Below are 21,774 nucleotides of genomic sequence, written 5' to 3' on the forward strand. Positions count from 1 at the left end.
ACAAGGTGTTTAACCCGGCGGTGAAGATTACCCTGTTGGGAACCATGACCGAGAAAGCGTAGAACCATCCTGTTTGCCGTCGGAACCAAGAGAAAAACCATACTAAACTTTGGCTCTGTGATGACCGCAAACGATGCGTCCATAAATCTTCAGGGACGGTGATTGCAGCCGTCCCTTTTTTCTAAAACCAATTCAAGCAATGGAAACAAAAGAGATAAAAACGCCCAGCCCCATCAAGAAGCTTCAGGTCATCAAGTTTGAGGTGAAAAAAGGCCAGACCTACGAGTTTAACGGTAACACCAAGACCGAACACGACCGCATCAAAGGCATCTTCCTCCGTCTTTCCAACCCCAACGCTTTGCAGGGAGCCACGCTCCGGGTATGGATTGATGATACCGAGATTATCCCTGACGATACCGAAGTCGCCCTGCTGCACCACAACGATGACCTCTCCATTCAGGATGTGGCCTTTCCCTTGGATGAGAAAGCCAAGAACAGCCCCGTTCGCATCATCTACAAAGACGACAGTGCCAACCTTGCCGTGGCCGACAGCTACCACGTTAGGGCTTACCTGCTGGCCGAAGTAAGCAAGAAGTAACCTTTCAATCCCCTCCAAGAAATGAAACGATACTTTGTCATCACCCACCAGTCGCAGCACAACGGCCATTTGAACGTGCAGGACTTACTCCCTGCATCGTGCAAACTCATTACCGGGGTGACGGTCGTTGCCACGGTGAAGCAAGCCGGAGAGATGGAAGATACCACCCGTGAGTTGGTCTTTCCACAAGCTTTGATAACCAACCTGACCAAAATGGACAGCATTGCCGGGCTGTTCTATTCCTACCTGCGCACCCGTTCCAGTGAAGCGGAAAGCCGTGAGTATTTTGAGGCTTCCATCTTACCGGAGATTACCAGCGTGCTGGCTCAGAACATCCTGTACACTTGTCTGGATGCCACTCAGCAACAACAGTTGACCGACAACCTTTCGCAGCTCTTTCTGTCCGGGTTTGCTGATTACCTCTACAACGAAGTGGGGCTTTACGAGAAAGGCAAAGGCATGAGCAATACGGACTTTGCCGATTTCATAGCCCAACACATTTTGATGTTTGCCTACCTGAATAAGGAAGAGGTCTTCTTCCATACCAAGCAGGCTTACAAACAACCGGAACCTTACGAGTGCGGCAACATCAGCCTTTTAATCAACGGGAACAGCTTCTTGCTCCGGGATTACATGTTGACGGCCAACCGCAAGGTGCGCAACCTCAAAAAGGAGATTATCCCTTTCCACGAGCCTTTGGAGGTGAACTCCAATATCCATACGGTTTTCAAAAGCAACAAAAACAGCGATGGCAGCACACTGACCATTAGAATCTATATCGAATATGAACACAAGTGAGTTACTCCATACCATCGCCAAAGACCGCATTGCCGGACTGAGAACCATTGACAGCTACCAGCTAAAGCCTGTGGTGGTCAATGTGACCAAGGCCGAACAGACCATCGACCTGAAAAACGACATGTGGATTCTCAACACCCAAAGGATTCCGGCATCCATCACCGGAGTGGAGCTGGCCAGCAGCGACAACGTGTTCACGGCCACCCCCGATGAATACGAGTTCATGGATGAGTACCGCTATCAGGTTTTTACCGATTACATCGACATCAGAACCGAAACGGATGAGTTCAAGCCCTTCCGGCTGGAATTTGTAAAGATTATCCCTCACCGAAATTGATGAAGCTATGTTAGATTACAGAGAACAAATAAGCAGCATATACAACTTTTTAAAGCGTTCGGAAGCCGAGCAGAAGTACCCTTACGCTTACGAGATAGTCCTTTTGACGGGCATTGATGAGACCGCCCTGACCTCACGCACTTCCGGCAGCAGCAAGTTCAATCAGGACATTGAAAATGCCGTGGATAAAGCCAAACAGGCTCACGGGATGCTCCGTGTGGATGTGTATGGCGGTAAAAGCCCCAATGCCCGGAAACTCAATACTTACACAGTCAATGTGAGCGGACTGTTGAACCCACCCAAGCCAAGCTTGGAGAAGGAAGAAATCCAGAGCCTTATCAAAGCGGAAATCAGCCAGATACCCAAACCACAAAGCGGGTTGGGCGATTTGAACAGCCTCTTGGGCATGTTCACTGGGAACAGCGAAGGCTTGCAAGGCATTGAAGGGCTGTTTGGCCTTTTCAATACCATATCTGGCAACAACAAGGAGATGGACAGAATCAGTTACCAAAAGCAGTTGGATGACTTCAAGTTCGAGACCCGGTTCAACACCCTTCAGGAACGCTACGAACAGCTCCGGAGCGAGAACGCAGAACTACGAGTGGAGAAAGAACGCTTCCTGAACGAGAACAAGGAGCTGAAAAGCGAAAAGATAGACCTTGAAAACCGTCTGGCAGGGTATGCCCCCAACGAAATCATGAAGCGTGTGGCCATTGGTGCGGTGGCAACCCTTGGCGGACGGCTACTCAGCAACAGCCCCAAAACGGCAGAACTCCTTGGACTGACCGCCAACGAACTCAAAGGAGCATTGGGCTTTGTGGATGAACCAACCGACAACACGGGTATGCCACAGGCCAATGTGGAGATAAGTGAAATCGGTGCGCCCCAATCGCCAGAGGATAAGAAAAAGGCCGAAATCATCAGGAACCTCTCCGATGCCCTCTCCACATGGGAATTACAGGACGTGGCCAAGATTGCCAACATCGTGGGCTTGTGCCTCGACAGGGCTGAACTCATCAACAAAACACTGGCCTTTTTGAGCCAATCCATCAAGGGAACCCCGGCAGGGGAACCCGAAGAAGTGGAATTGGAGAGCGAAGAACTGGACAACTAAAAAATCAAGGATATGAAACGAGCCATGAGCACCCCTTTCTCACACAGGAAGAAGATTAATGGCGAGTTCCATCTGGCCGATAAAAATCAAATTACAAACAGATGAAAAAATTCAAAGTAGCCATCACCATCGAGGCCGAAACGCCCGAAACGGTTCAAAAAGTAGGTAACCTCATTCAGAATGCCGTCAACAAGGTGGAGCAAAAGGACATCATCCGACTGCTGGAGAAGGTATCACAAAATCCGGGCATTGTTAAAACCGCATTAAAGTTCATCTGATGGATGCAGCGCAAGCAAATAAGGCGGCCATGATAACCACTGGCATCAAAATCGGTGTCCCGGTGGTGGCCATTGGTGTGGGCATTTACCTAATCCGAAGGGCTATCAAAAAGAGAAGCAACCCGGATGGGACTTCCTCACGGGTAGCTCCTTCGCTAAAGGATACGGTCATCGAAACGAAAAACCTGACCATCACCCCATCCGATGCCGCCCTGTTTGCCAACACCCTCTATGGCGCCATGCTGGATTTTGGTACGGACGAAAAGACCATTTACAGCACCATCGACAAAATAGCCACAAAAGACGACATGCTGCTGGTGATAAAAGCCTTTGGCATGAAGCAATACCTCTGGGGAACCCGTGCGGCCTTCATTGGTCAGGATTACAATCTGGTCGGCTGGCTGCGCTTTGAGTTAAGCGAGGGCGAGCTGGCCAAAATCAAACCCAAGTTCGACCAGTGGGGCATTCCGCTATAAACACCGACACGACTATGGACAAGAAGCACAAGAAGATATTATTTATTTCGGGAGGGGTGTTGACCACCGGGGCAATAGTGACCACCGTTTTGCTGATTCGAAGACGAAACAAGCGCAAACGTGGGCTATTGCCCCCAAGTGGTTCCGATACACGTCCGGCCAATATCCTGACCACCAACAGCAACACCTTGCCGTCCAATTTCCGCAACTGGAACGGTGGCAGTGATTACCTGTCTTCGGCTCCAAGGGGCATCCGCAACAACAATCCGGGCAACCTGATTTTCACCAACATCAACTGGACAGGCAAACTGCCCAAAGAGCAGAACAAGGACAGGCGTTTCGAGATGTTTATCGCCCCGGAATATGGTATTCGTGCCATGATTAAAGACATCAAAAACGACATCGAAAAGGGCAAGAACACGGTTCCGGCTTTGATGACCGAATATGCTCCCCGGTTTGAGAACAACACCGATGCTTACATCCAGACGGTGTGCAAGGATTTAAAGGTCAGTGCCACGGCCAAGCTGCTGCCGACCAAAAACACCCTTCGGCTGCTGGTTCACTCCATCAGCAGGGTCGAAAATGGGGGCAATTACATCACCAACGAGCTTTTTGACAAGGCTTATGCAATGATTTGACTTTAAGATAAAAGACATAAGTATCAAGATGCAAGACTTCTTGATACTTGATACTAACTACTTGATACTTATAAAATATGGCAACAATAAAGATGTTCAGTGGAGATACGCCTCCACTCTTAAAGCAAGGGGAATGGGCAAGTGACGGGAACTATGCTTATTTGGGCATGGAAAACGGGGAATACAAAGTCTTTCAGGGAGTGTTTGACATGGCCAAAGACCAGAAGGTGACTGGCTTTAAATACAGTCTGGATGAGAAAGCCATCATCATCCCCAAGGGTACGCCCTTTTCAAAGCTCCAGCGTTTGTTCAACACCCTGCCCAAAGCATTGAAGTATCACACCAACGAAAAGGCCAGCATCGACATCATGTTTGAAAACGGAACCTACGTCAACGACTTGGGGACGTGGTTGGTGTTGCGTGACTTCTCTTACCAAATCAACATCAAATCGCTTACCAACAAGGTGGACGGGACGGTTGGCTCTTACGTCAAGCCTGTGGTTTTCCAAAGCGATAAGGCCATCGAGGTGTACAACAGTGCCGTCAACTTTGCCGACATTCGCTTTGAGTATTTTGATGCCGTAAGCGGTGCAGTGGCATTCCTGAACAGCACCATCAATATTGACGATTGCTGTTTTGATGCCAAGGTTAACCAGTGTTGTGCCTTAGACCGGGGTTATAACAAGATTGTGTTTTCGGACACCTACTTCAAGATGAACCGGGACGTTCAGGATTCCATCTTGGACAAGGCTTCCGTGGGTTCATTCATCAACATTGCCCGGAGCAAGTCGGCAGCGGAGTTTCGGCCAAAAACCATTGTAAAGTCATTGAGCGGAGGGATGATTATTGCCGGGAACGTGGAAGACCTTTTGATTGCAGAGAAAAGCCCGGTGTATATGCCCAATGGAGGTGTGGAGATTCATGGTGGATTTGTCACCAACCCCAATGGCAACATCGACATTGCCGTGCCGACTAAGCTCTCACAGTTGGAGAATGACCTGAACCTGACCAACGATTTTCAGCAGTTGGAAAACAAGCCCACTACCATCACCCCGGAACAGGCAACAGCCATCGAAGCCTCAAAAAGCAAGAACAGCTATCCACAGGCAGATGCACAAAAGCTGGCAGGTATTGAAGCCAATGCCACCGTGGGAGCGGACTGGAACACCAATGTAAAAAACAAACCTGCCACAATTACGGCACAACAGGCCGCAGCCATAGAAACCAATACCGCCAAAAGGAACTACCCGGAGGCCGATGAACAAAAGCTGGCCGGAATAGAGACCAAGGCCACCGCAGGGGCTGACTGGAATACCAACGTACAGAATAAACCTGTCACCATCAGCACCCAACAGGCAGCTGATATTGAGGCCAACAACCAAAAACGTAGCTACCCGGAAGTCGATGAGCAGAAACTGGCCGGAATCGAGGCCAATGCCACCGTTGGAGCGGACTGGAACACCAACGTGCAGAACAAACCTGTCACCATTTCACCTGAACAGGCCGCTGCCATCGAGACCAACACGGCCAAACGAAACTACCCGGAAGGGGACGAACAAAAACTGGCCGGGATTGAGGCCAATGCCACTGTGGGAGCGGACTGGAACACCAATGTGCAGAACAAACCTGTCACTATTTCACCTGAACAGGCGGCTGCCATCGAGACCAACACGGCCAAAAGAAACTACCCAGAAGCCGACGAACAAAAGCTGGCCGGAATTGAAGCCAATGCCACCGTGGGAGCGGACTGGAACACCAACGTGCAGAACAAACCTGTCACCATTTCACCTGAACAGGCCGCTGCCATCGAGACCAACACGGCCAAAAGAAACTACCCGGAAGCGGACGAACAAAAGCTGGCCGGAATTGAAGCCAATGCCACCGTTGGAGCTGATTGGAACACGAACGTGCAAAACAAGCCCGTTACCATTTCACCCGAACAGGCCGAGGCCATCGAGACCAACAGCCAAAAACGAAGCTATCCGCAAGCTGACCAAGAAAAGCTGGAAGGGATTGAGGAAGGTGCAACCGCTGGAGCGGACTGGAACACCAACGTGCAGAACAAGCCTGTGACCATCACCCCTGAACAGGCCGCAGCCATTGAGGCGAACACCCAAAAGCGAAGCTACCCGGTAGAAGACCAAGAGAAACTGGCCAGACTCAATGAAGCGGCTTTAGAGGCTGGTGCTGATTGGAATGAGAATTTACGGAACATCCCCCCTGTGCTGTTGGAATTTATCCGCTGTCTGCAAAATGACGGGGTGACGCATTTTGATATTATCGAAGATGGGACTGTTTTGCGCTTGGGTAAGTTAGGGAATTCGGGCAATGACTGATAAAAACGGTTACATATCCAAGGTTCGGGAAGAACTAAAAGCAGGTCAAAGGCATTCCAAGACCACCATTGAAAGCCTTGCCAAGGGGTTTGGTATCACCAACAAAAACTTGGTTAAGGAGTTCACTGAGCTGGCCATTGTACTCAATGCCCGTGAGATTGCCCACGACAGCTCCCTGACCACCTATGAGAAGTATCTGGATATTGTAGCCCTTTACCAGTCGCAGGTCAACCTCTCCATGCGAACCAGCATGAGCGTGCTGATGCAGCAATATTCCACGCCTGCACCCATTTCGTTTCTGGCTTCCAGCTATGTATTGAAACAAGATGGGCTGAGTGGCTACAAGGCGTTTAAGAACATTGTCAAGGGCGACAAAAACGCCAAGATAGTAGGCAATGCCCATTTGCAACCGGAGCGCAGCCATCAGGAACCACTCTATCTGGAGCCATCGGCAGGAAACGGATTGTTGACCATAGCCTTGCCATACCACCAGACCTATGTGAACGAGCTGGATGATGTGCGCTTGAGCAATCTACAAGACCAGCCTTTTGCCACGGTCAGCAGTTGGGATGCCTTGCAACCACCCTATGCTTTTCGTCAGAAGTTTGATGGAGTGGTAACCAATCCGCCTTTTGGTGCATTATCTGAACCCATTCCGTTTGGCAACTTCCGGATTAAGCGGATGGAACATGCCATGTGTCTGGCCGCTTTACGCTGCATGAAGGACGATGGCCGTGCCGCCATCATCATCGGTGGCCACACCACTTGGGACGAACAGGGACGGGTGACAGCCGGGCATAACCGCATTTTCCTGAACTACCTCTACCATTTTTACAATGTGGATGACATCATCCCCATCAACGGTAAAAAGCTCTATTCCCGTCAGGGGACTTCCATCAACACCAGATTGATTCTTATCAACGGGGCAAAAGACAAACCCGAAGGGGCTGCACCACTTGTAAAGACGCATGGCAATGCGTCTCTAAGCACCGTGGTCAACACCCACGATGAACTATGGGAACGGGTGGGCTTGGACAAATCAACCAGCAACGACATGACAAAAATGAAACTTCGGGCAAAGGCTATCCTGCTCAAACAGAAACAGCAATCCTTGGGCGGTCTCCGTGCCAGAAAAGATGAGTTCTGGACAGAGGTTAAAGGCGACATCATCATTGTGAAGAAGCTCCCCAACGGGATGATTGAATACGATGATTTCTTCAAAGGAAAGGTTCGGAACATTCGCATGAAAAGCGAGCTGTTCAAGCGCAAGGCCGATGCCACCAAATATTTTAAACACTCCTAAGCTATGAAGTCGAATATTTTATTTCAAAAGCAAAGCATTACCATCAAATTCAACCAGAAGCCACCCCGACATGTTGGCTCCCGGTTGGTTGAATTGGGCTTTGAAACCAAGGACAACAAGAGCTTTGTCCGCTCCAAGAAGTTGGCGCAAAACGAACATGAATACCTGCAAGGGATGCTTGGTCACAAAGGGTTGGGCATGGCCTATATCCCGGCAGCCGAAAAAGGGTTTATTCTCGATACCACCGTACCGGACAGCATGGGACATGAGATGCACATTGCCATCCGTAAAATCAAAAAGAGCATCGGTCAGCCGCTATTCGATTACGTAGCCGGAAAGTTGGATTATTCCAATGATGAGCTGGTAAAGGCATTGAGTTGTGAGCAGATTGATGCGGTTTCACTGGCTATCTACAATATTGAAAAACGCCATCAGGGTATCATCGTGGGCGACCAGACCGGGATTGGCAAAGGACGAACCGCAGCCGCCCTTATCCGCTATGGCGTAAAACAAGGTTTGCAGCCTGTGTTCCTTTCCGAAAAGCCCAACTTGTTTACCGACCTGTACCGTGACCTATCCGACATTGGCAGCTCCGCCCTTGTGCCGTTCATCGTCAATGCCAAGGAGAGCAAGACCAACATCATGGACAAAAGCGGTGAAGTGGTCTATTCAGCACCGGAAAAGCCCACACAGGACAGAATCATCAACAACCAGAACGTGCCGGGCAGTTACAACTTTGTGTGTGCCACCTACTCGCAGTTCAACCAGCCCAAGAAGCCAGCCAAACAGCAGTTTTTGAGTGCCGTTTCCGGTGGTAACATCATCATCATGGATGAAGCGCACAATGCTTCTGGCAGCTCCAATACGGGTGAGTTTATGCAGGACGTGCTTCGCCAAACTAAAGGCGTGTGTTTCCTGTCAGCCACCTTTGCCAAGCGGCCTGACAACATGCCCATCTATGCGCAAAAGACATCCATGAGCGATGCCAACATGACCAGCGAGGACTTGGTGGAAGCCATCACCAAGGGCGGTGTGGCCTTACAAGAGATACTGGCCGCTCAGTTGGTTTCCGAAGGTCAGATGATACGCAGGGAACGCTCCTTTGAAGGTGTGGAAGTCAATTACATCGAGCTGAAAGAGAAAGCAGCCCAGCAAGCCGATACCGCTGATAAGATAACTTCCATCATCAGGGACATCATCGGCTTTCAGGAAAAGTACATCAACAAACAGGTGGAGCAGCTAGATAAGATTGCCGCAGCCGAAAGCAAGGAGGTGGAGACACGCAAAGGAACCGAGAAAGCCGGGGTTGACAACATTCCCTATTTCTCCAAAGTGTTCAACGTGATTAACCAGCTCCTTTTCAGCCTCAATGCCGAAGATGTGGCCGAACATGCCATCAAGCGGTTGAAAGAAGGCAAAAAGCCAGTGATTGCCTTTGCCTCCACAATGGGCAGTTTCTTGGAGGACATGGCCAAGCCGGACGATGTGATTAACGGGGATTTCTCCATCGTGCTGGAGAAAGGTCTGGACAGCGTACTTCGCTATACCGAAAAGGACATTGACGGACAAAGTGAAGGCAAGACATTCAACATATCCGACCTTTCGGAAGATGCCCAATTTGCTTACCGGGATATTCTCAAACGAATAGAGAAAGCTTCCACCGGGATAACCATCAGCCCTTTGGATTTGATTATCCAGAAGATTCGGGAAGCCGGGTATTCGGTGGGCGAAGTAACCGGGCGCAAGCTTTGTGTGCAGTACAACTCCACCAAGAAAGGCAATACCACCGCTTTGGTGTTGAACCGCAAAAAGGAAAACACGGCCAGCTTGTTCCGCCAGTTCAACGATAATGAAATCGACTGTTTGCTCATCAACCAGTCCGGTTCCACCGGGGCATCGGCTCATGCCATTGTCACCGACAAGGTTCCGGCTGAAATGGTGAAGCAACGGGTGATGATAATCCTCCAGCCTGAGCTGAACATCAATACCGAAATCCAGAAGCGTGGCCGTATCAACCGCACCGGGCAAATTATGAAGCCGATTTACGACTACATCATCTCATCCATCCCGGCACAGAAGCGGTTTATGATGATGCTCAAAAAGAAGCTTAAATCACTGGATGCCAATACCACCTCCAACCAGAAAAACAGCAAGTCACAACTGGAATCGGATGACTTCCTGAATAAGTATGGTGACAAGGTTGTCCGCCAGTACATGCTGGAGAACCCGGAGCTGAACAAAGCCTTGGACAACCCCTTTAAATTTGAAGGCAAGGACGGTGATGAAACGCCATCTGAGGGCGATGCCTCCAAAGTGACCGGACGTGTGGCGGTGTTGTCGGTGAAGGAACAGGAGAAGTTTTACGGAGAGGTGATTGAGCGGTACAACGACTATGTGGAGTACCTCAAGCAATCGGGCGAGTATGACCTTGAAGTCGAAGTTCTCGACCTGAAAGCAGAGACCTTAGACCGCAGGGTGGTGATTGCCGGGAAAGGAGGCCGTTCGGTATTTGGGAACGATACCTTTCTGGATAAATGTGAGTGCAACGTTTTGAAAAAGCCATACGGGAAGTCAGAACTGGAAAAGCTCATACAGAAACATCTGGAAGGCAAAGACACCGATGCCATTGCTGAAGAAATCATCGCAGCCCATGAAAAGCATGTTCAGGCCAAGCTCAACGAGGACTTAAAGGAGATTGAGGTCAAGTACAAGGAGCTGGTTGCGGATATTGTCAATGAAAAGCCGTTCCAGAAGATTCCGGTATTTGACAAGGCCGCCCAAAACACATACTTGGCCGAACGCACCGATGAGCTTGAAACGGCCAAACAGGAAGCCATTTCCCGGACACATACCCAGAGCGAGAACCGCAAGAACTACCTCAATGGTTTCTTTCGCTTTTTTCGCACCGGGCATGGATACTTTTATCCTGCATTGAGCTTTGAAGCCGACAGTAGCGACAATTCCTATTGCATCTTCCTAGGGTTTGACATCAATCCCAAGCGTAAAAATCCTTATGCCCCGTCAGCGGTGAAACTTCGCTTTGCCATTGCCGACAGTCGCAAATACATCGTCCTTCCGGCTTCGGGTGATACGGCTAAGGAGATTGAGCGTATTCAGGCACGTAGCTTTCAATTGACCACCTCCCAGAAGGAGAACCTGATTAACCGTTGGGACGAAGCCATCAAAGCCTACACGTCTGACCGACAAATCCGCTACATCGTTACGGGCAATATCCTGCAAGGTTCGGCTGACTTTTCCGGTAAGCTGGTGAGCTATACCACCAAAGGCAAGGGTGTTCAAAAAGGCATCCTAATGAGCGAGGCATGGTCGCCCGACAATGGCGACAGCAAGGCCAATGCTTATGTGGTGGCTCCCATTGCCAAGCTGCAAAAGCACATCATGAGCCTTCGTAGCGGTGCGGCCATCAATACCGAAAACAAAATCAGCATCGTGCGCCATTACGATGGCAACTTTCAGGTTATCATGCCCAAGACTAAGAGCCACATTCCCATTTACACCGATAAGGATGTGGTAAAGCTTCTGGTCAACAACCGGGACGGCTTTGAGATGGTCTCCGGCAACATGAAAGCTTCGGTGACAGAAAGTAACATGCCCAAGCTGTTACAAATCTTTGGGGAACGGTTCAGCCTTTCGGTGAAGATACCAAGGCATTACTTCGATGAATACCTTGAAAAAGGCTCAACCCGAACCGATACCGTGGATAGCCTGACCAAGGAGGCAATGGAGCTTTTCGAGCTGGATAAAAAGGAGTTTCCTGAGCGACTGGCCAAGCAAAAGCAAGGCTTCCAGAAAAGCAAGGCCGATAATGAGGATAAGACCAAGGTTTTGAAGCTGGTCAAGCTCAGGGCTAAAGCCATCCTGATTCTACAAAAGCAGATGCGAAACGTGGCCGGGTTGGGTTCCCATCCTAAAATCAAGACCATCCTATGAGTAAGGCAAAGAAGATTCAGCTCCGCACTGACCGCTTCCCGGAACTTCGTGGCATAGACGATGAAGTGGAAAAAGCCTTGCAGGAGAAGCAAAAGAACCGTCAATACAAGGATGCCGGAAAACGTGTGCATGGCTCACGCAAGGAACAGGCCATGTACAGCAAGCTCATCAGCTCCAGCGACCTGCAAAGCATCGAACAGGACGAGGCCACGGCCATCGAGCTGGTCAAAAAAGACAAGGTTTTTCCAAAGGTTGACCCACAACTGGAGAAGGAAAACGGAACGGATTCAGGGTGCGCCTTCCTGAAAGTAAAGCTTCGTCAAGCTTTCCCGGCCACGCCTTATGCCAACACCAAGCTGGCACGGGAGCAATACGTGAAAATGGCGGAGGCTTTCAATACCGTCTTCAACGAGGCCGTGACCATTGAAGACCTAAAGAAGCTCTTATCCATCGCCACCGATGGGCAAATCATACCCAAGACAGACTTCGGGATGCTGTTCGGAAAGCAGCTCCGCAATCTGGTATTCGTGCTATATGGCTATGGCAACGGAGTGGGTGCAGCCAAGCAAACGTTGATTGAGGCACGCAGGTATTCAGGCATCTCCAAAGAAAGAGCCTTGCCTCACTACAACAACCTAAAAGCGTATTACGACCGGATTATAGAACGCCAGCAACATTGCATTGATTCGGCCAAACAGATAATCTCCGAGGCGGACATGAGGCAGCACAGGACAAATGACCTGACCTTTCGGGGTGGAATGCTCAGCAGTGTCCGCACCGTGGAGCAATACGTCCAGTATGTCACGCAGGTGTGTACCCGATTTATTGGCGACCACCAAAAGGAGTTCAACCAAAAGAAAGAAGAGTTCCCCAACAAGGAATTTGAACCGGACTGGTCATGGGCGAACATCAAGAAAACAGCAGCCACCCAAAGCAGCTCCAAGCCCAAGATGGAGGCCGTACCCTTGGCCTACATCAAGCGCACAGGGGGATTGTTGATTGAGGAAGCGGATGAAAAGACGGTCATCGAAAAGCTGCATTTCAAATCGCTCACACTGGGCAACTATGTGAAGGACAATGAAGCGCAGGAACACATCAGGCATTTTGTGGCGGCCATCGTGGATTTGTGCGAAGTGTTGGACATCAACCTCTCCATCAATGAAAACCTTGCCATTGCCTTCGGGGCTTTTGGCCGGGGCGGAAAAGCGATGGCCACCTATTACCCCACACGCCAACTCATCAACCTGACCAAGCGCAACGGGGATGGTTCGGTAGCCCACGAATGGGGGCATTTCTTCGACCATTATCTGAATGGTTTTGCATTGACCAAACCAGCCTTGCGCTCCGAGCAGTATTTAGACTTGCTAATGGATAAGTTTGGCAGCAGGCGTAAATACCTGACCAGTTCACGCTCCTCCATGAGCGGGGATTACTTCATCAGTGAGATGGAGTACAACCTAAAAAACCATATCCCGGAAAGCCCTCTGCTCAAAAGCATGGCCGGAATGGTTGCCATGCTTCGCTTTGGGTATTACCACATCGAGGGAACAATGGTCAGCTACCATCAGGACGACATCAAAGGCAAAAAGCCAACGGACAGCTTCCTGTATTACCATTCAAAACTACAAGGCTCTTACTGGAGCAACATCGCAGAAATGTTTGCCCGGAGCTTTGAGTGCTATGTGGCCGATAAGCTCAAAGAGCAAGGCCGGGTGAACAACTATCTTGTTTCGGGGAGCCTGTTCGGGTTTCCGGTCTATCCGCAAGGCAAGGAACGGGAGTGCATCAACAAATGCTTCGACCACCTGATAGCTTCCATGAAAAGCCATCTCTCCATCAAATCCTTCGCACCATTTACCACCCAACGAGCCGATGAATATATCGACATAAACCAAGAGGGAACGGTCAACAAAGGGGTGATTATCGGTAAAGAACGCAAACTGAAGCTGGCCAAAATACGGGCTAAGGCCATTATCATCAAGCAGAAACAAGCCCTTGCCACGGGCAGCGAATAATATGTAAACGTGTTAGAACTTAATATCATACAGCATGAAACTGACAATAACCAATTACAAGGAAGCCACAAAGAATATTGATTTCAAGAAACTGCCCGAAGCCGCTCAGGAAGCGCACAAGGAGTTCAGCTCCTTTGCCGAGTTCTACAACGATGACAAGGACATCAAGGAGATGCTGGATAACCACTTCCGCATTGTGGAACCTTTTCTGAAAGATGCACCCAAGAAGGCAGCGGAAAAGAAGAAGTCCACGGCTCCCAAAAAGACGGCAAAGAAAGCCTCTCCAAAGTCTGAAAGCAAGAAGACGGCTTCCAAATCACGCCAGAAAAAGACAGCAACCCGGAAAGCGACAGCCCGGAAAAAGGCCGCACCCAAACAAATCAAGCGCAAGCCTAACGAGGTGGCGTTAATGCCCTTGGAGATTAAGATTATTAAACGCTATCTGTCCATGCACGGGCAAAAGGTTTCCGAACGTCAGGTGTCGCTTCTTTACAAGGTCATCCAAAAGGCGGCCACCGAAAAAACCATCCGCAAGACAAGCAAGTATGCCGATGAAATCAGCAAAATTGGCAACGACCTTGCCAGTACCTACAAGCAGATGGGTTCGAGCTGCACCTTTGAGATTCCTGATGCTCTGCACAGCAAGCTGAAAAGCATTGTGGACAGTTATGGTGTCAGTCCGGCCATTGCCCTTATCAAGCGGTTCATCAACCTGTATGGGAACATCACCATCCAAAAGGCGCAACGCCTGTTGGCCAGCATCAAGAATGCCAAGAAGAGCGGTAAGGTCAGCTCCGGGGACAATGCTTACGAACGGGTCAATCAAGTGCAGAAACATCTGGAGGACTACCTTGAGAGCGACAAGCTGTTGGTGACCAACATCCAGCTAAACGGATTGAAAGGAGTTGCCGGGGTGGGAAAGTAAAAGCCACTTCTACCAAGCCCTTGCGTAGGGGTGGCAATGATTTACAAGGGGTAACAGGAGCCGGAAGCCATGTGGTTTCTCCGGGTCAGGTGGTATCGGCTGACCAGTTGGCAAAGATGAAGTTCTCCACCTTCGCCATTGGGGGCAAGTTCGGGAGGTTATTGGGCAAACCATACAAGCCTTTTTACCTGATGATTTACGGTAACCGCTTCAACGGGAAAAGCTCCGTGGCCATGCTTTTGGCCGATGAGCTGGTAAAAGGTGGGTTGAATGCATTGTATGTCTCCAACGAGGAAGGTGTGAAAGGCTCGCTTCAGGAGAAGTTGTTGCGCTTAAAAATCGGCAGTCCCATTCATTTTGTGGAGGACTACAACCCCAAGCAGTTCCGGGGTTATGATGCCGTGTTTCTCGACAGTACCCAGACGGTAGGCATGAAACCCGATGAGTTCAAAGCACTCAAAAAGCAGTACCCGGAAACGTCCTTCATTTTGGTGTTCAAAGCGAACCGGGACGGCAGCTCCAAGGGTGGCAGCGATTGGGAACATGATGTGGATGCCATCATGCACATCGAGAACCAGAGTGCCACAATGGAAAAGAACCGCTTTCCGGGCGGCAGTACCGAAACCATTAAAATGTTTTAGTCATGGAGGAAGTAGCCGTCAAACTGTTTTGGGTGACCGTGGGAACCACCGGGTCGTTGGTGGTGGGTGTCGTCTCGTTTCTTATCCGCAATGCCATTTCAAAGAATGCCACCAAGGAAAATGTGAATGCAAAGACCGATTTACTGGAGAAGGACATTTCGCACCTGACCAAAGAGATGGATGCTTGTGAAACCAAGTTTGCCATCCTGCACAAACGCATATCCGATTTACGGGACAGCTCCAAGGAGATTTACGTCAGCAAGGAGCTGTTCCACCAAACCATTAAGCAGCTCAATGAGAAGCTGGATACCATCCTAAAATTCGTAGAGAAATAATGAGACTATTTGGAAAACTAACCAATGCCGGGGTGACAGAAACCCTCAAAGAAGGCACGAAACTCATTGATGAAATATTCACCACGCAGGAAGAAAAGCTTCAGGGAAAAATGGAGCTTTTCAAACTGGCCATCACAGACAGGGATTCAGCACGGAACATGTATGCCAATGACAGTTGGCTGCAAAAGACCTTTGCAATTTTCTTTCTGGTGGCGTGGTGCGGCCTGACCGTGCTAATGCTGGAGTATTTCATCTTTGGCAACATCCAACTGGAGGATTGGCAAATCGCTTTTGTCAGCAGTATCAACGGTGGTATCTCCACCAAACTAAGCACCATCATCGACTTCCTGTTTGGTGGGGCAATTTCCGGGGTAAACCAAGTAAACCTTAAATCCAAACGCAAGAATGAAAAAGACATTTGATGAATTGTTTGATGGCGTAATCCGCCACGAAGGCTATTATGCCAATGTAACCGGGGATAAAGGTGGCGAGACCTACATGGGTATCGCCCGTAACCTCCACCCGGATTGGGAAGGCTGGGCGGTGATTGATGTTTATAAATCGGAAGTGGGTAAAATCAAGCACAATGCGAAAATCGAAATTCCCGGATTAACCTTCTTGGTCAAGGAGTTTTATAGACATACTTTTTACCATAAATACCGCATCGAATCCATTAACCACGGGGCTTTGCAGGAAATCATCTTTGACTGGTGTGTCAACAGTGGTTATTGGGGAAGCTGCGGTGTTCAGAAAGTGCTGAACCGTTTCTTTGACAGCGACCTCAAACTCGATGGTATCATCGGGAACCAGACCATTGCGGCCATCAATGCCAGCAACCCGGAGCAGCTCTTTAATGCCATCAAAGCAGCTCGGATTCATTACTATGAGGTCATTGCTAGAAAGGGGGAGAATGCGAAGTTTTTGGAGGGGTGGTTGAGGAGAGTGGAGTCTATTCCCTATTAATTCCGACAATCTACTTATGCTTAATTCGTTAGTGTTTTCAACATGTATATTTGAAGATGAAATAATACACTACCCAACTGATTTACAGTAAATCTCTATTCACATTTGATGTGCACTAACGCATTTGCGCTGCAATAAAGTGTAATTATCTAATTTACTGCATTATACAAACAACGTCTTTGGAATAAGTTTTTCAAATATTTGTTCTACATTTATGACTTATCAATTAAATCCAAATTTTGAATTACGGAAAAATGGACATACAAAAAATTTATGATAAGATATATGAATTAGAAGAGGATAATCATCTTAAAGCAGGTTTGTATTTTTCAATTATTCAAATAAAAAAGGATAATCCTTTGTTGAGCAATGAGGTTAATACCTTATATCTTGACGCCAAAAAATTCATTTCTTGCTACATCAATTCGATAGAAGAAAGAGACCTAGGTTATGATGTAATTGATACAAATAAAATACTAAAGTGTATAAATTTACTTGGAGATTACCAAGAACAATTTCAATTAGCTCAAAATGCTTATCGATTATTGCGCACTAAAGGGTTTGAAGATGAGAGTAAAACTCTAAGAACAATAATGAATCAAAAGAAAACTCAATTAATCAAAAGCAAACCGTACTTCCTAGGGAAGTATTTTAAACTTATCCTACATTTGTCAAGTTATAGCTTGTCATCAATTGCATTGTCCATTTTCACAATATTTATAATCACTTATATTGTGCTTCTTCCCGCCCCAATTGAAAGTTGGCAGAATTTCAGTGTTGTGTACCACTCCTATTCAGATTCATTTTACATAAATCACATGGTAAACATTATCACTAGTCTTTTTGGCGTAACTAATGATTTCAAAGTTGAAACTTCAAATCTCACAGGGATTTTCACCATTATGTCCATTAAATTGTTTTATCTTGTTTTTATTGTTAATTATCTATATAAGAAGTTTATAGATATAATAAATGGTTAGTTATGTCAGCAATATTAGAAATTGATAAATATCAAAGAAAAATAATATCCGTCATATTTAGATTCTTAATTATTGGCTATTCAGTATTCATACTATCATATTGCAATAGTGAGTTTAAATGGTATTATAATGCAATCGCAATTATCGTATATTTAGTTGTCTATTTTTTTCTGAATAATAAAAACATGTGGATCTCAATTCTGAGACTCATAAATGATTATTTATTTATTTCGTATATCATATATCAAACAGGAGTAAACTTTTTTTCTTTAGCATTACTCTTTGCCCCAGTTCTAAACACACACAATCACAGCGGCGAAAAAAAATCTGTCATCTTGTATGTCTTGCCCTTCCTATCCTTATTGCTTTTGGATGATGGATTTAACTACTGGTATAGCGTTGCGTTTTTGTTGTTTTTCTCCATTAATTCCTTTGATAGCCTTAGGTCTAAGTATTTTCGATTCCAACAAAGGCTAAACTCTGTTATAGATGACTTCTTTATTAGTGAAAGCTCAAGCAATAGACCATATAAAATTTACGAAGGAATAATACCAATCTTAAACAATTCAGGCGTATTGCCGCAAGTGATTTCAAAAATAATATGTCTCAAAGTAGAGGGTGATAAATTTGTGATTGTAAATGGATCTTTTTTTGTGTGGAACTTTGAGATTTCTGATAAAAAAGAATTTTACTCGAAATTGAATAACAAAACGATTCTTTTCAATATTGGAATTTCTATTGATGGTAGAGACAGTAAGAATAATTTAATCCATATTTGTCCATTAAACTCTCATTACTATTGCTATATTTTCCTCTCGGAGAATAATGGGAATTTTGACCAATTCCCCTACCACTTATTTTCGGCAAAACTGATGAAACCTTTTTTCTTCAGACTTTCTAAAGTAATTGATGCTGATTTACAACAAAAAAAGAATGAGCAGCTTAAGTTAACAGAATTAGAAGAAAAAATAAACTATGTGACTAATTCAGTCAATTCGATGCATTTCATAAGGAATAAATTAGGCCCTGTGAAAAGCTATTTAGCTATGGTTGAAGATTACAATAGATCTGAGGATATAGATAGGAAGAAGAAGATAGAGCCATATCTAACTAAAGAAAGACAAAAATTAAATTCTTCAATAGCTCAGATTTTGGAAAAAGCAGACTATATTTTAAAAAGGTCAAATAATCCATTTAATGTTTATAAAATTGAATTGTATGGGATTCAACAACTCTTTTCAGAAATTAGAAGAATTTGGAATTACTATTTCGATACTGAAAACTTCAGTCTTAATTGGGAGGTGAGAAAGGATAGAGTTAAATACGATGTAAAATACAATCAAATCGGAATGGAGCTTGTTTTGACAAATTGGATTTCCAATATGAGTAAATATAATACAGGACTCACTGGTGTCGAATTTAAAGAATCAACAGACTTCTATAATGTAACTTTTTTTAATACTTTAAATTGCACAGACATTGAGGGAACTAAATTTGTAGAAGAATTTAATAACACAGACAGGGCGGAAATTTTAGTCAGAAATTCCAGAGGATTACTGGAAGTCAAGGACTTCCTGAATCAAATGGCAATAGATGCCGAAATGTATTTAGAGGAAGGAAAAATATATTTCTCGCTAAATTTTAAAAAATATAAGTACGATGAAAATATTGATAATTGAAAACGAGTACTCATTTATAGATACTCCATTTGAATATTTGAATGATTTGTATTTCAACAATTCAATTGAATACACAGTTATTCCTAAGTCTCAGGATTTACGTCATTTCAATAGCATTGTCAATTTTGATTATGTCTTTTTAGATATATCATTAGCGAAAAAAAGTGAATTGGATGGATTTGGAATTCTGCGGAGAATTAAGGATGATAATTTAGATGTAAAAAACATTGTCATTTTGACAGGAAACCATTATATCAAAGAGAAATTAATTGAGAAAGGCTTGCCATCTGATTATCCTATTCTAACTAAGCCGATAGATTTTGAAGACCTGTTAAAAATCATAAGGAGGGTTTAACGGGTAAAATGTTATTTAAACCGGAGGAACACTCCTTCACAATAACAAATAAAATAGCAATAAAAGAAAGTTATCAACAACCTTGTTTTTATTTTTTGCCATAAAAATAATGGCAAAATGTATGTCCACCCTATTCTGAGTCGCATTTTAAAACACCATTCAAAACACTGAATCTCAATCGCTTGAAAAGACCTACTTGCAAACCGTCATGGTTTGCGGTATGAAAAGTTGCCGATTGCGGGCGATTTCCTATCAAGTTACACAAAAGCTGAAGCGGGCTACAACCCTTGAATAACCTACTGTCCCGGCAATTTTTTATACCGCGTGTTACCGCCTGGTGTTCTTTGTTTTCAGTCATTTTACTATCAATTTGCTACTTCGTTTCTGTCTGCCGTGTGTTGGGGTAGACAAGCTCTTTGGCTGGTTTTGGTCGTGCGTTAGCTTTTTGAGCGACCAGCCAATGTGCTTGACTACGAAGCGTTGGCATTATTCAAATTCTATTTTTAATTTTTTCAATAATTCAAGTTGTTTATCCGATAATTCACCGTCTTTATATGAACGTTTGGTTCTTGCTAATGATTGATAAAGATTGCTTTCCAACTTATCTTTTCCTGCTCTGGGATAATGTCCATTAATATTAATGAAATCAGCTATTTCAATTAATCTTTTTGACCATTTTGTAAAGCCATCCCTTTGAGAATTATTTTTTGAATCATTAAAGTCAAAGCCAATTTCTTTAAAACGGTTAATTCTTATTTCAGACAATTTACCATTTTCAAATGCTCTTTTTTGATTAAACCACCATGTATATAATGGATTAATAGTCCCATCAATGTGTGTAGGAAGATTAATATTGCCAAAAGAGTCTATTTTCTGACTAAACAATAAAAAGTTGTTTTCCCATGATTCATCACCGCCCGGGCCTTCACCAACCCATTTAAACCCAACTGAATTCAACAAATCTAACCTGTTTTGTGGCATTGCATTTCTATTTCGCAAATTACCAGCATAATGAGCTCGCTGACTTTGAACCCAAATATAAAGTTTGTTTTCAGTTACTACACTTGGTTCTCGACCGTTGTTTTCGACAAATTGTTTGTATTCAGCAAATTGAGAAAGCCATTTTTGTTCATTTATTTCTTTGCCTTTACCTTCCAAATCAAAACCAATTGATTCCAAGCAATTAATTTGTTCAGCCGTTAGAAAACCATTCTTAAATCGTGCTCTTTGGGAATACAACCAACTATTCAAATCCTTATTATCGTTGCGTGTAGGGATTTTATTATTGTCTTGAACCCATGTTTCAACTTTAGAAAAAGTTTCATCCCATGTTTCAAAAAATCTATTAAGGTTTAATTCTGATACTTTTTCAGACTGATAATTAGATAATTCACCACTTTCGTATAGCTTTTTATGGCGAATTATCCAAGAGTATGCGTTATCACCAATTTCTGCGATAGAAATAGTATTACGGTCTGAAATTATACTCTTGACTTCTTCATAATACCTTGTCCAATTATCTGTCTTGCCTTCAAAATTAAAATCAATTTCTACCATTTTCTCAAACCAATAATCACCTAAATCATCCTCTCGATAACGTTTTCTTATAGTTTGACAAAACACATTTAGTTTAGTTTCTGGGCTATCAGGGTTTTCTCTATCATATTGAGGCCATTTATCGGGATTTTCTTTTCGAAATCGAACAAGTTCCTCATATTGTGGTATCCATTTATTCCTACTTGCAGGACCTTTAAACTTAATTGCTTTTATCTTAGGAATTCTGTCTTCTCTTAATTTTCCTACAGACAATTGATTTAATTGTGTACGATACCAGCTTGCTAATTCTGCATTGTTTTCTTTATAAGGTTCAAATTCATTTTCTTTAGAATAGGCGACAAGTTGAGAATACATTGAATCCCATTTCCATTCGTGCATATCCCAGACGAAATTCACCTCGTTTAACCCATTTTGCAGCTATCCTAAAGCCAGCGCCTGTATTTCAATGAATTGTTCATTTTCGAGTTCGGATTTGTGTACTACAGATTTTCGCTT

20 protein-coding genes are annotated in these 21,774 nt (G+C 45.4%); 19 read left to right on the plus strand and 1 reads right to left on the minus strand.

The features are described from left to right. Positions 1-199: 199 nt before the first annotated feature. The 19 genes from LX69_RS16010 (at position 200) to LX69_RS16095 (ending at position 19,722) form a co-directional block, all read left to right on the plus strand. Entirely contained in the window at positions 200-598 is a 399-nt protein-coding gene (locus tag LX69_RS16010) for a hypothetical protein (protein ID WP_111447049.1), read from the plus strand. 21 nt (positions 599-619) lie between these two features. Beyond that, entirely contained in the window at positions 620-1,396 is a 777-nt protein-coding gene (locus LX69_RS16015; protein WP_111447050.1) for a hypothetical protein, read from the plus strand. Continuing rightward, positions 1,383-1,733 carry a hypothetical protein gene (locus LX69_RS16020; RefSeq protein WP_111447051.1) on the plus strand — a complete coding sequence of 117 codons (351 nt, stop codon included), beginning with the start codon at positions 1,383-1,385 and terminating at the stop codon, positions 1,731-1,733. The genes LX69_RS16015 and LX69_RS16020 overlap by 14 nt, the downstream gene beginning before the upstream one ends. A gap of 7 nt (positions 1,734-1,740) precedes the next feature. Beyond that, positions 1,741-2,847 carry a hypothetical protein gene (locus tag LX69_RS16025; RefSeq protein WP_111447052.1) on the plus strand — a complete coding sequence of 369 codons (1,107 nt, stop codon included), beginning with the start codon at positions 1,741-1,743 and terminating at the stop codon, positions 2,845-2,847. 101 nt (positions 2,848-2,948) lie between these two features. Further along, entirely contained in the window at positions 2,949-3,125 is a 177-nt protein-coding gene (locus LX69_RS17870) for a hypothetical protein (protein WP_170124437.1), read from the plus strand. Next, positions 3,125-3,601, plus strand: a complete 477-nt coding sequence (locus tag LX69_RS16030; RefSeq protein ID WP_111447053.1) for a hypothetical protein — start codon at positions 3,125-3,127, stop codon at positions 3,599-3,601. Before LX69_RS17870 ends, LX69_RS16030 begins: the two co-directional genes overlap by 1 nt. Positions 3,602-3,615: 14 nt before the next feature. Then, on the plus strand, positions 3,616-4,239 hold the full coding sequence (locus LX69_RS16035) for a hypothetical protein (RefSeq protein WP_111447054.1): 624 nt from the start codon (positions 3,616-3,618) through the stop codon (positions 4,237-4,239). Between the two features lie 77 nt (positions 4,240-4,316). After that, the gene (locus tag LX69_RS16040) at positions 4,317-6,575 is read left to right on the plus strand and encodes a hypothetical protein (protein WP_146260775.1); all 2,259 of its coding nucleotides are present in this window, start codon (positions 4,317-4,319) and stop codon (positions 6,573-6,575) included. Beyond that, positions 6,568-7,878, plus strand: coding sequence for a class I SAM-dependent methyltransferase (locus tag LX69_RS16045; protein ID WP_111447056.1), 1,311 nt, complete (start codon positions 6,568-6,570; stop codon positions 7,876-7,878). Before LX69_RS16040 ends, LX69_RS16045 begins: the two co-directional genes overlap by 8 nt. A 3-nt stretch (positions 7,879-7,881) precedes the next feature. Continuing rightward, positions 7,882-11,829, plus strand: a complete 3,948-nt coding sequence (locus LX69_RS16050; RefSeq protein ID WP_111447057.1) for a strawberry notch-like NTP hydrolase domain-containing protein — start codon at positions 7,882-7,884, stop codon at positions 11,827-11,829. Further along, on the plus strand, positions 11,826-13,844 hold the full coding sequence (locus LX69_RS16055; protein WP_111447058.1) for an LPD1 domain-containing protein: 2,019 nt from the start codon (positions 11,826-11,828) through the stop codon (positions 13,842-13,844). Before LX69_RS16050 ends, LX69_RS16055 begins: the two co-directional genes overlap by 4 nt. Positions 13,845-13,878: 34 nt before the next feature. Continuing rightward, positions 13,879-14,769 carry a hypothetical protein gene (locus tag LX69_RS17580; protein ID WP_146260776.1) on the plus strand — a complete coding sequence of 297 codons (891 nt, stop codon included), beginning with the start codon at positions 13,879-13,881 and terminating at the stop codon, positions 14,767-14,769. 20 nt (positions 14,770-14,789) lie between these two features. Then, positions 14,790-15,410, plus strand: a complete 621-nt coding sequence (locus tag LX69_RS16065) for a hypothetical protein (protein WP_111447059.1) — start codon at positions 14,790-14,792, stop codon at positions 15,408-15,410. 2 nt (positions 15,411-15,412) lie between these two features. Continuing rightward, positions 15,413-15,745, plus strand: coding sequence for a hypothetical protein (locus LX69_RS16070; protein WP_111447060.1), 333 nt, complete (start codon positions 15,413-15,415; stop codon positions 15,743-15,745). Then, complete coding sequence (locus LX69_RS16075; protein WP_111447061.1) at positions 15,745-16,167, plus strand: hypothetical protein; 423 nt, start codon at positions 15,745-15,747, stop codon at positions 16,165-16,167. Before LX69_RS16070 ends, LX69_RS16075 begins: the two co-directional genes overlap by 1 nt. Then, positions 16,151-16,708 carry a glycoside hydrolase family 108 protein gene (locus LX69_RS16080; protein WP_111447062.1) on the plus strand — a complete coding sequence of 186 codons (558 nt, stop codon included), beginning with the start codon at positions 16,151-16,153 and terminating at the stop codon, positions 16,706-16,708. The genes LX69_RS16075 and LX69_RS16080 overlap by 17 nt, the downstream gene beginning before the upstream one ends. A gap of 254 nt (positions 16,709-16,962) precedes the next feature. Continuing rightward, positions 16,963-17,688 (plus strand): hypothetical protein, encoded by a 726-nt coding sequence (locus LX69_RS16085; RefSeq protein ID WP_111447063.1) that lies wholly within the window; start codon positions 16,963-16,965, stop codon positions 17,686-17,688. 2 nt (positions 17,689-17,690) lie between these two features. Next, positions 17,691-19,367: a hypothetical protein gene (locus LX69_RS16090; RefSeq protein ID WP_111447064.1), complete on the plus strand. Its 1,677-nt coding sequence runs from the start codon at positions 17,691-17,693 to the stop codon at positions 19,365-19,367. After that, on the plus strand, positions 19,348-19,722 hold the full coding sequence (locus tag LX69_RS16095; RefSeq protein WP_111447065.1) for a DNA-binding transcriptional response regulator: 375 nt from the start codon (positions 19,348-19,350) through the stop codon (positions 19,720-19,722). Before LX69_RS16090 ends, LX69_RS16095 begins: the two co-directional genes overlap by 20 nt. 486 nt (positions 19,723-20,208) lie before the next feature. On the opposite strand, the gene LX69_RS16100 is transcribed toward LX69_RS16095, so the two are convergent. Continuing rightward, a complete protein-coding gene (locus LX69_RS16100) occupies positions 20,209-21,657 on the minus strand; it encodes a helicase associated domain-containing protein (protein ID WP_111447066.1) in 1,449 nt (482 codons plus the stop codon). Between the last annotated feature and the right edge of the window lie 117 nt (positions 21,658-21,774).

The sequence above is a fragment of the Breznakibacter xylanolyticus genome (genome assembly GCF_003254275.1).
Taxonomy (GTDB): Bacteria; Bacteroidota; Bacteroidia; order Bacteroidales; family Marinilabiliaceae; genus Breznakibacter; species Breznakibacter xylanolyticus.

Excerpts from the sequence above, each read along its gene's own strand:
- LX69_RS16010 (WP_111447049.1), top strand. The coding sequence starts at position 200 with ATGGAAACAAAAGAGATAAAAACGCCCAGCCCCATCAAGAAGCTTCAG.
- LX69_RS16015 (WP_111447050.1), top strand. The coding sequence starts at position 620 with ATGAAACGATACTTTGTCATCACCCACCAGTCGCAGCACAACGGCCAT.
- LX69_RS16020 (WP_111447051.1), top strand. The coding sequence starts at position 1,383 with ATGAACACAAGTGAGTTACTCCATACCATCGCCAAAGACCGCATTGCC.
- LX69_RS16025 (WP_111447052.1), top strand. The coding sequence starts at position 1,741 with ATGTTAGATTACAGAGAACAAATAAGCAGCATATACAACTTTTTAAAG.
- LX69_RS17870 (WP_170124437.1), top strand. The coding sequence starts at position 2,949 with ATGAAAAAATTCAAAGTAGCCATCACCATCGAGGCCGAAACGCCCGAA.
- LX69_RS16030 (WP_111447053.1), top strand. The coding sequence starts at position 3,125 with ATGGATGCAGCGCAAGCAAATAAGGCGGCCATGATAACCACTGGCATC.
- LX69_RS16035 (WP_111447054.1), top strand. The coding sequence starts at position 3,616 with ATGGACAAGAAGCACAAGAAGATATTATTTATTTCGGGAGGGGTGTTG.
- LX69_RS16040 (WP_146260775.1), top strand. The coding sequence starts at position 4,317 with ATGGCAACAATAAAGATGTTCAGTGGAGATACGCCTCCACTCTTAAAG.
- LX69_RS16045 (WP_111447056.1), top strand. The coding sequence starts at position 6,568 with ATGACTGATAAAAACGGTTACATATCCAAGGTTCGGGAAGAACTAAAA.
- LX69_RS16050 (WP_111447057.1), top strand. The coding sequence starts at position 7,882 with ATGAAGTCGAATATTTTATTTCAAAAGCAAAGCATTACCATCAAATTC.
- LX69_RS16055 (WP_111447058.1), top strand. The coding sequence starts at position 11,826 with ATGAGTAAGGCAAAGAAGATTCAGCTCCGCACTGACCGCTTCCCGGAA.
- LX69_RS17580 (WP_146260776.1), top strand. The coding sequence starts at position 13,879 with ATGAAACTGACAATAACCAATTACAAGGAAGCCACAAAGAATATTGAT.
- LX69_RS16070 (WP_111447060.1), top strand. The coding sequence starts at position 15,413 with ATGGAGGAAGTAGCCGTCAAACTGTTTTGGGTGACCGTGGGAACCACC.
- LX69_RS16075 (WP_111447061.1), top strand. The coding sequence starts at position 15,745 with ATGAGACTATTTGGAAAACTAACCAATGCCGGGGTGACAGAAACCCTC.
- LX69_RS16080 (WP_111447062.1), top strand. The coding sequence starts at position 16,151 with ATGAAAAAGACATTTGATGAATTGTTTGATGGCGTAATCCGCCACGAA.
- LX69_RS16085 (WP_111447063.1), top strand. The coding sequence starts at position 16,963 with ATGGACATACAAAAAATTTATGATAAGATATATGAATTAGAAGAGGAT.
- LX69_RS16090 (WP_111447064.1), top strand. The coding sequence starts at position 17,691 with ATGTCAGCAATATTAGAAATTGATAAATATCAAAGAAAAATAATATCC.
- LX69_RS16095 (WP_111447065.1), top strand. The coding sequence starts at position 19,348 with ATGAAAATATTGATAATTGAAAACGAGTACTCATTTATAGATACTCCA.
- LX69_RS16100 (WP_111447066.1), bottom strand. The coding sequence starts at position 21,657 with ATGCACGAATGGAAATGGGATTCAATGTATTCTCAACTTGTCGCCTAT.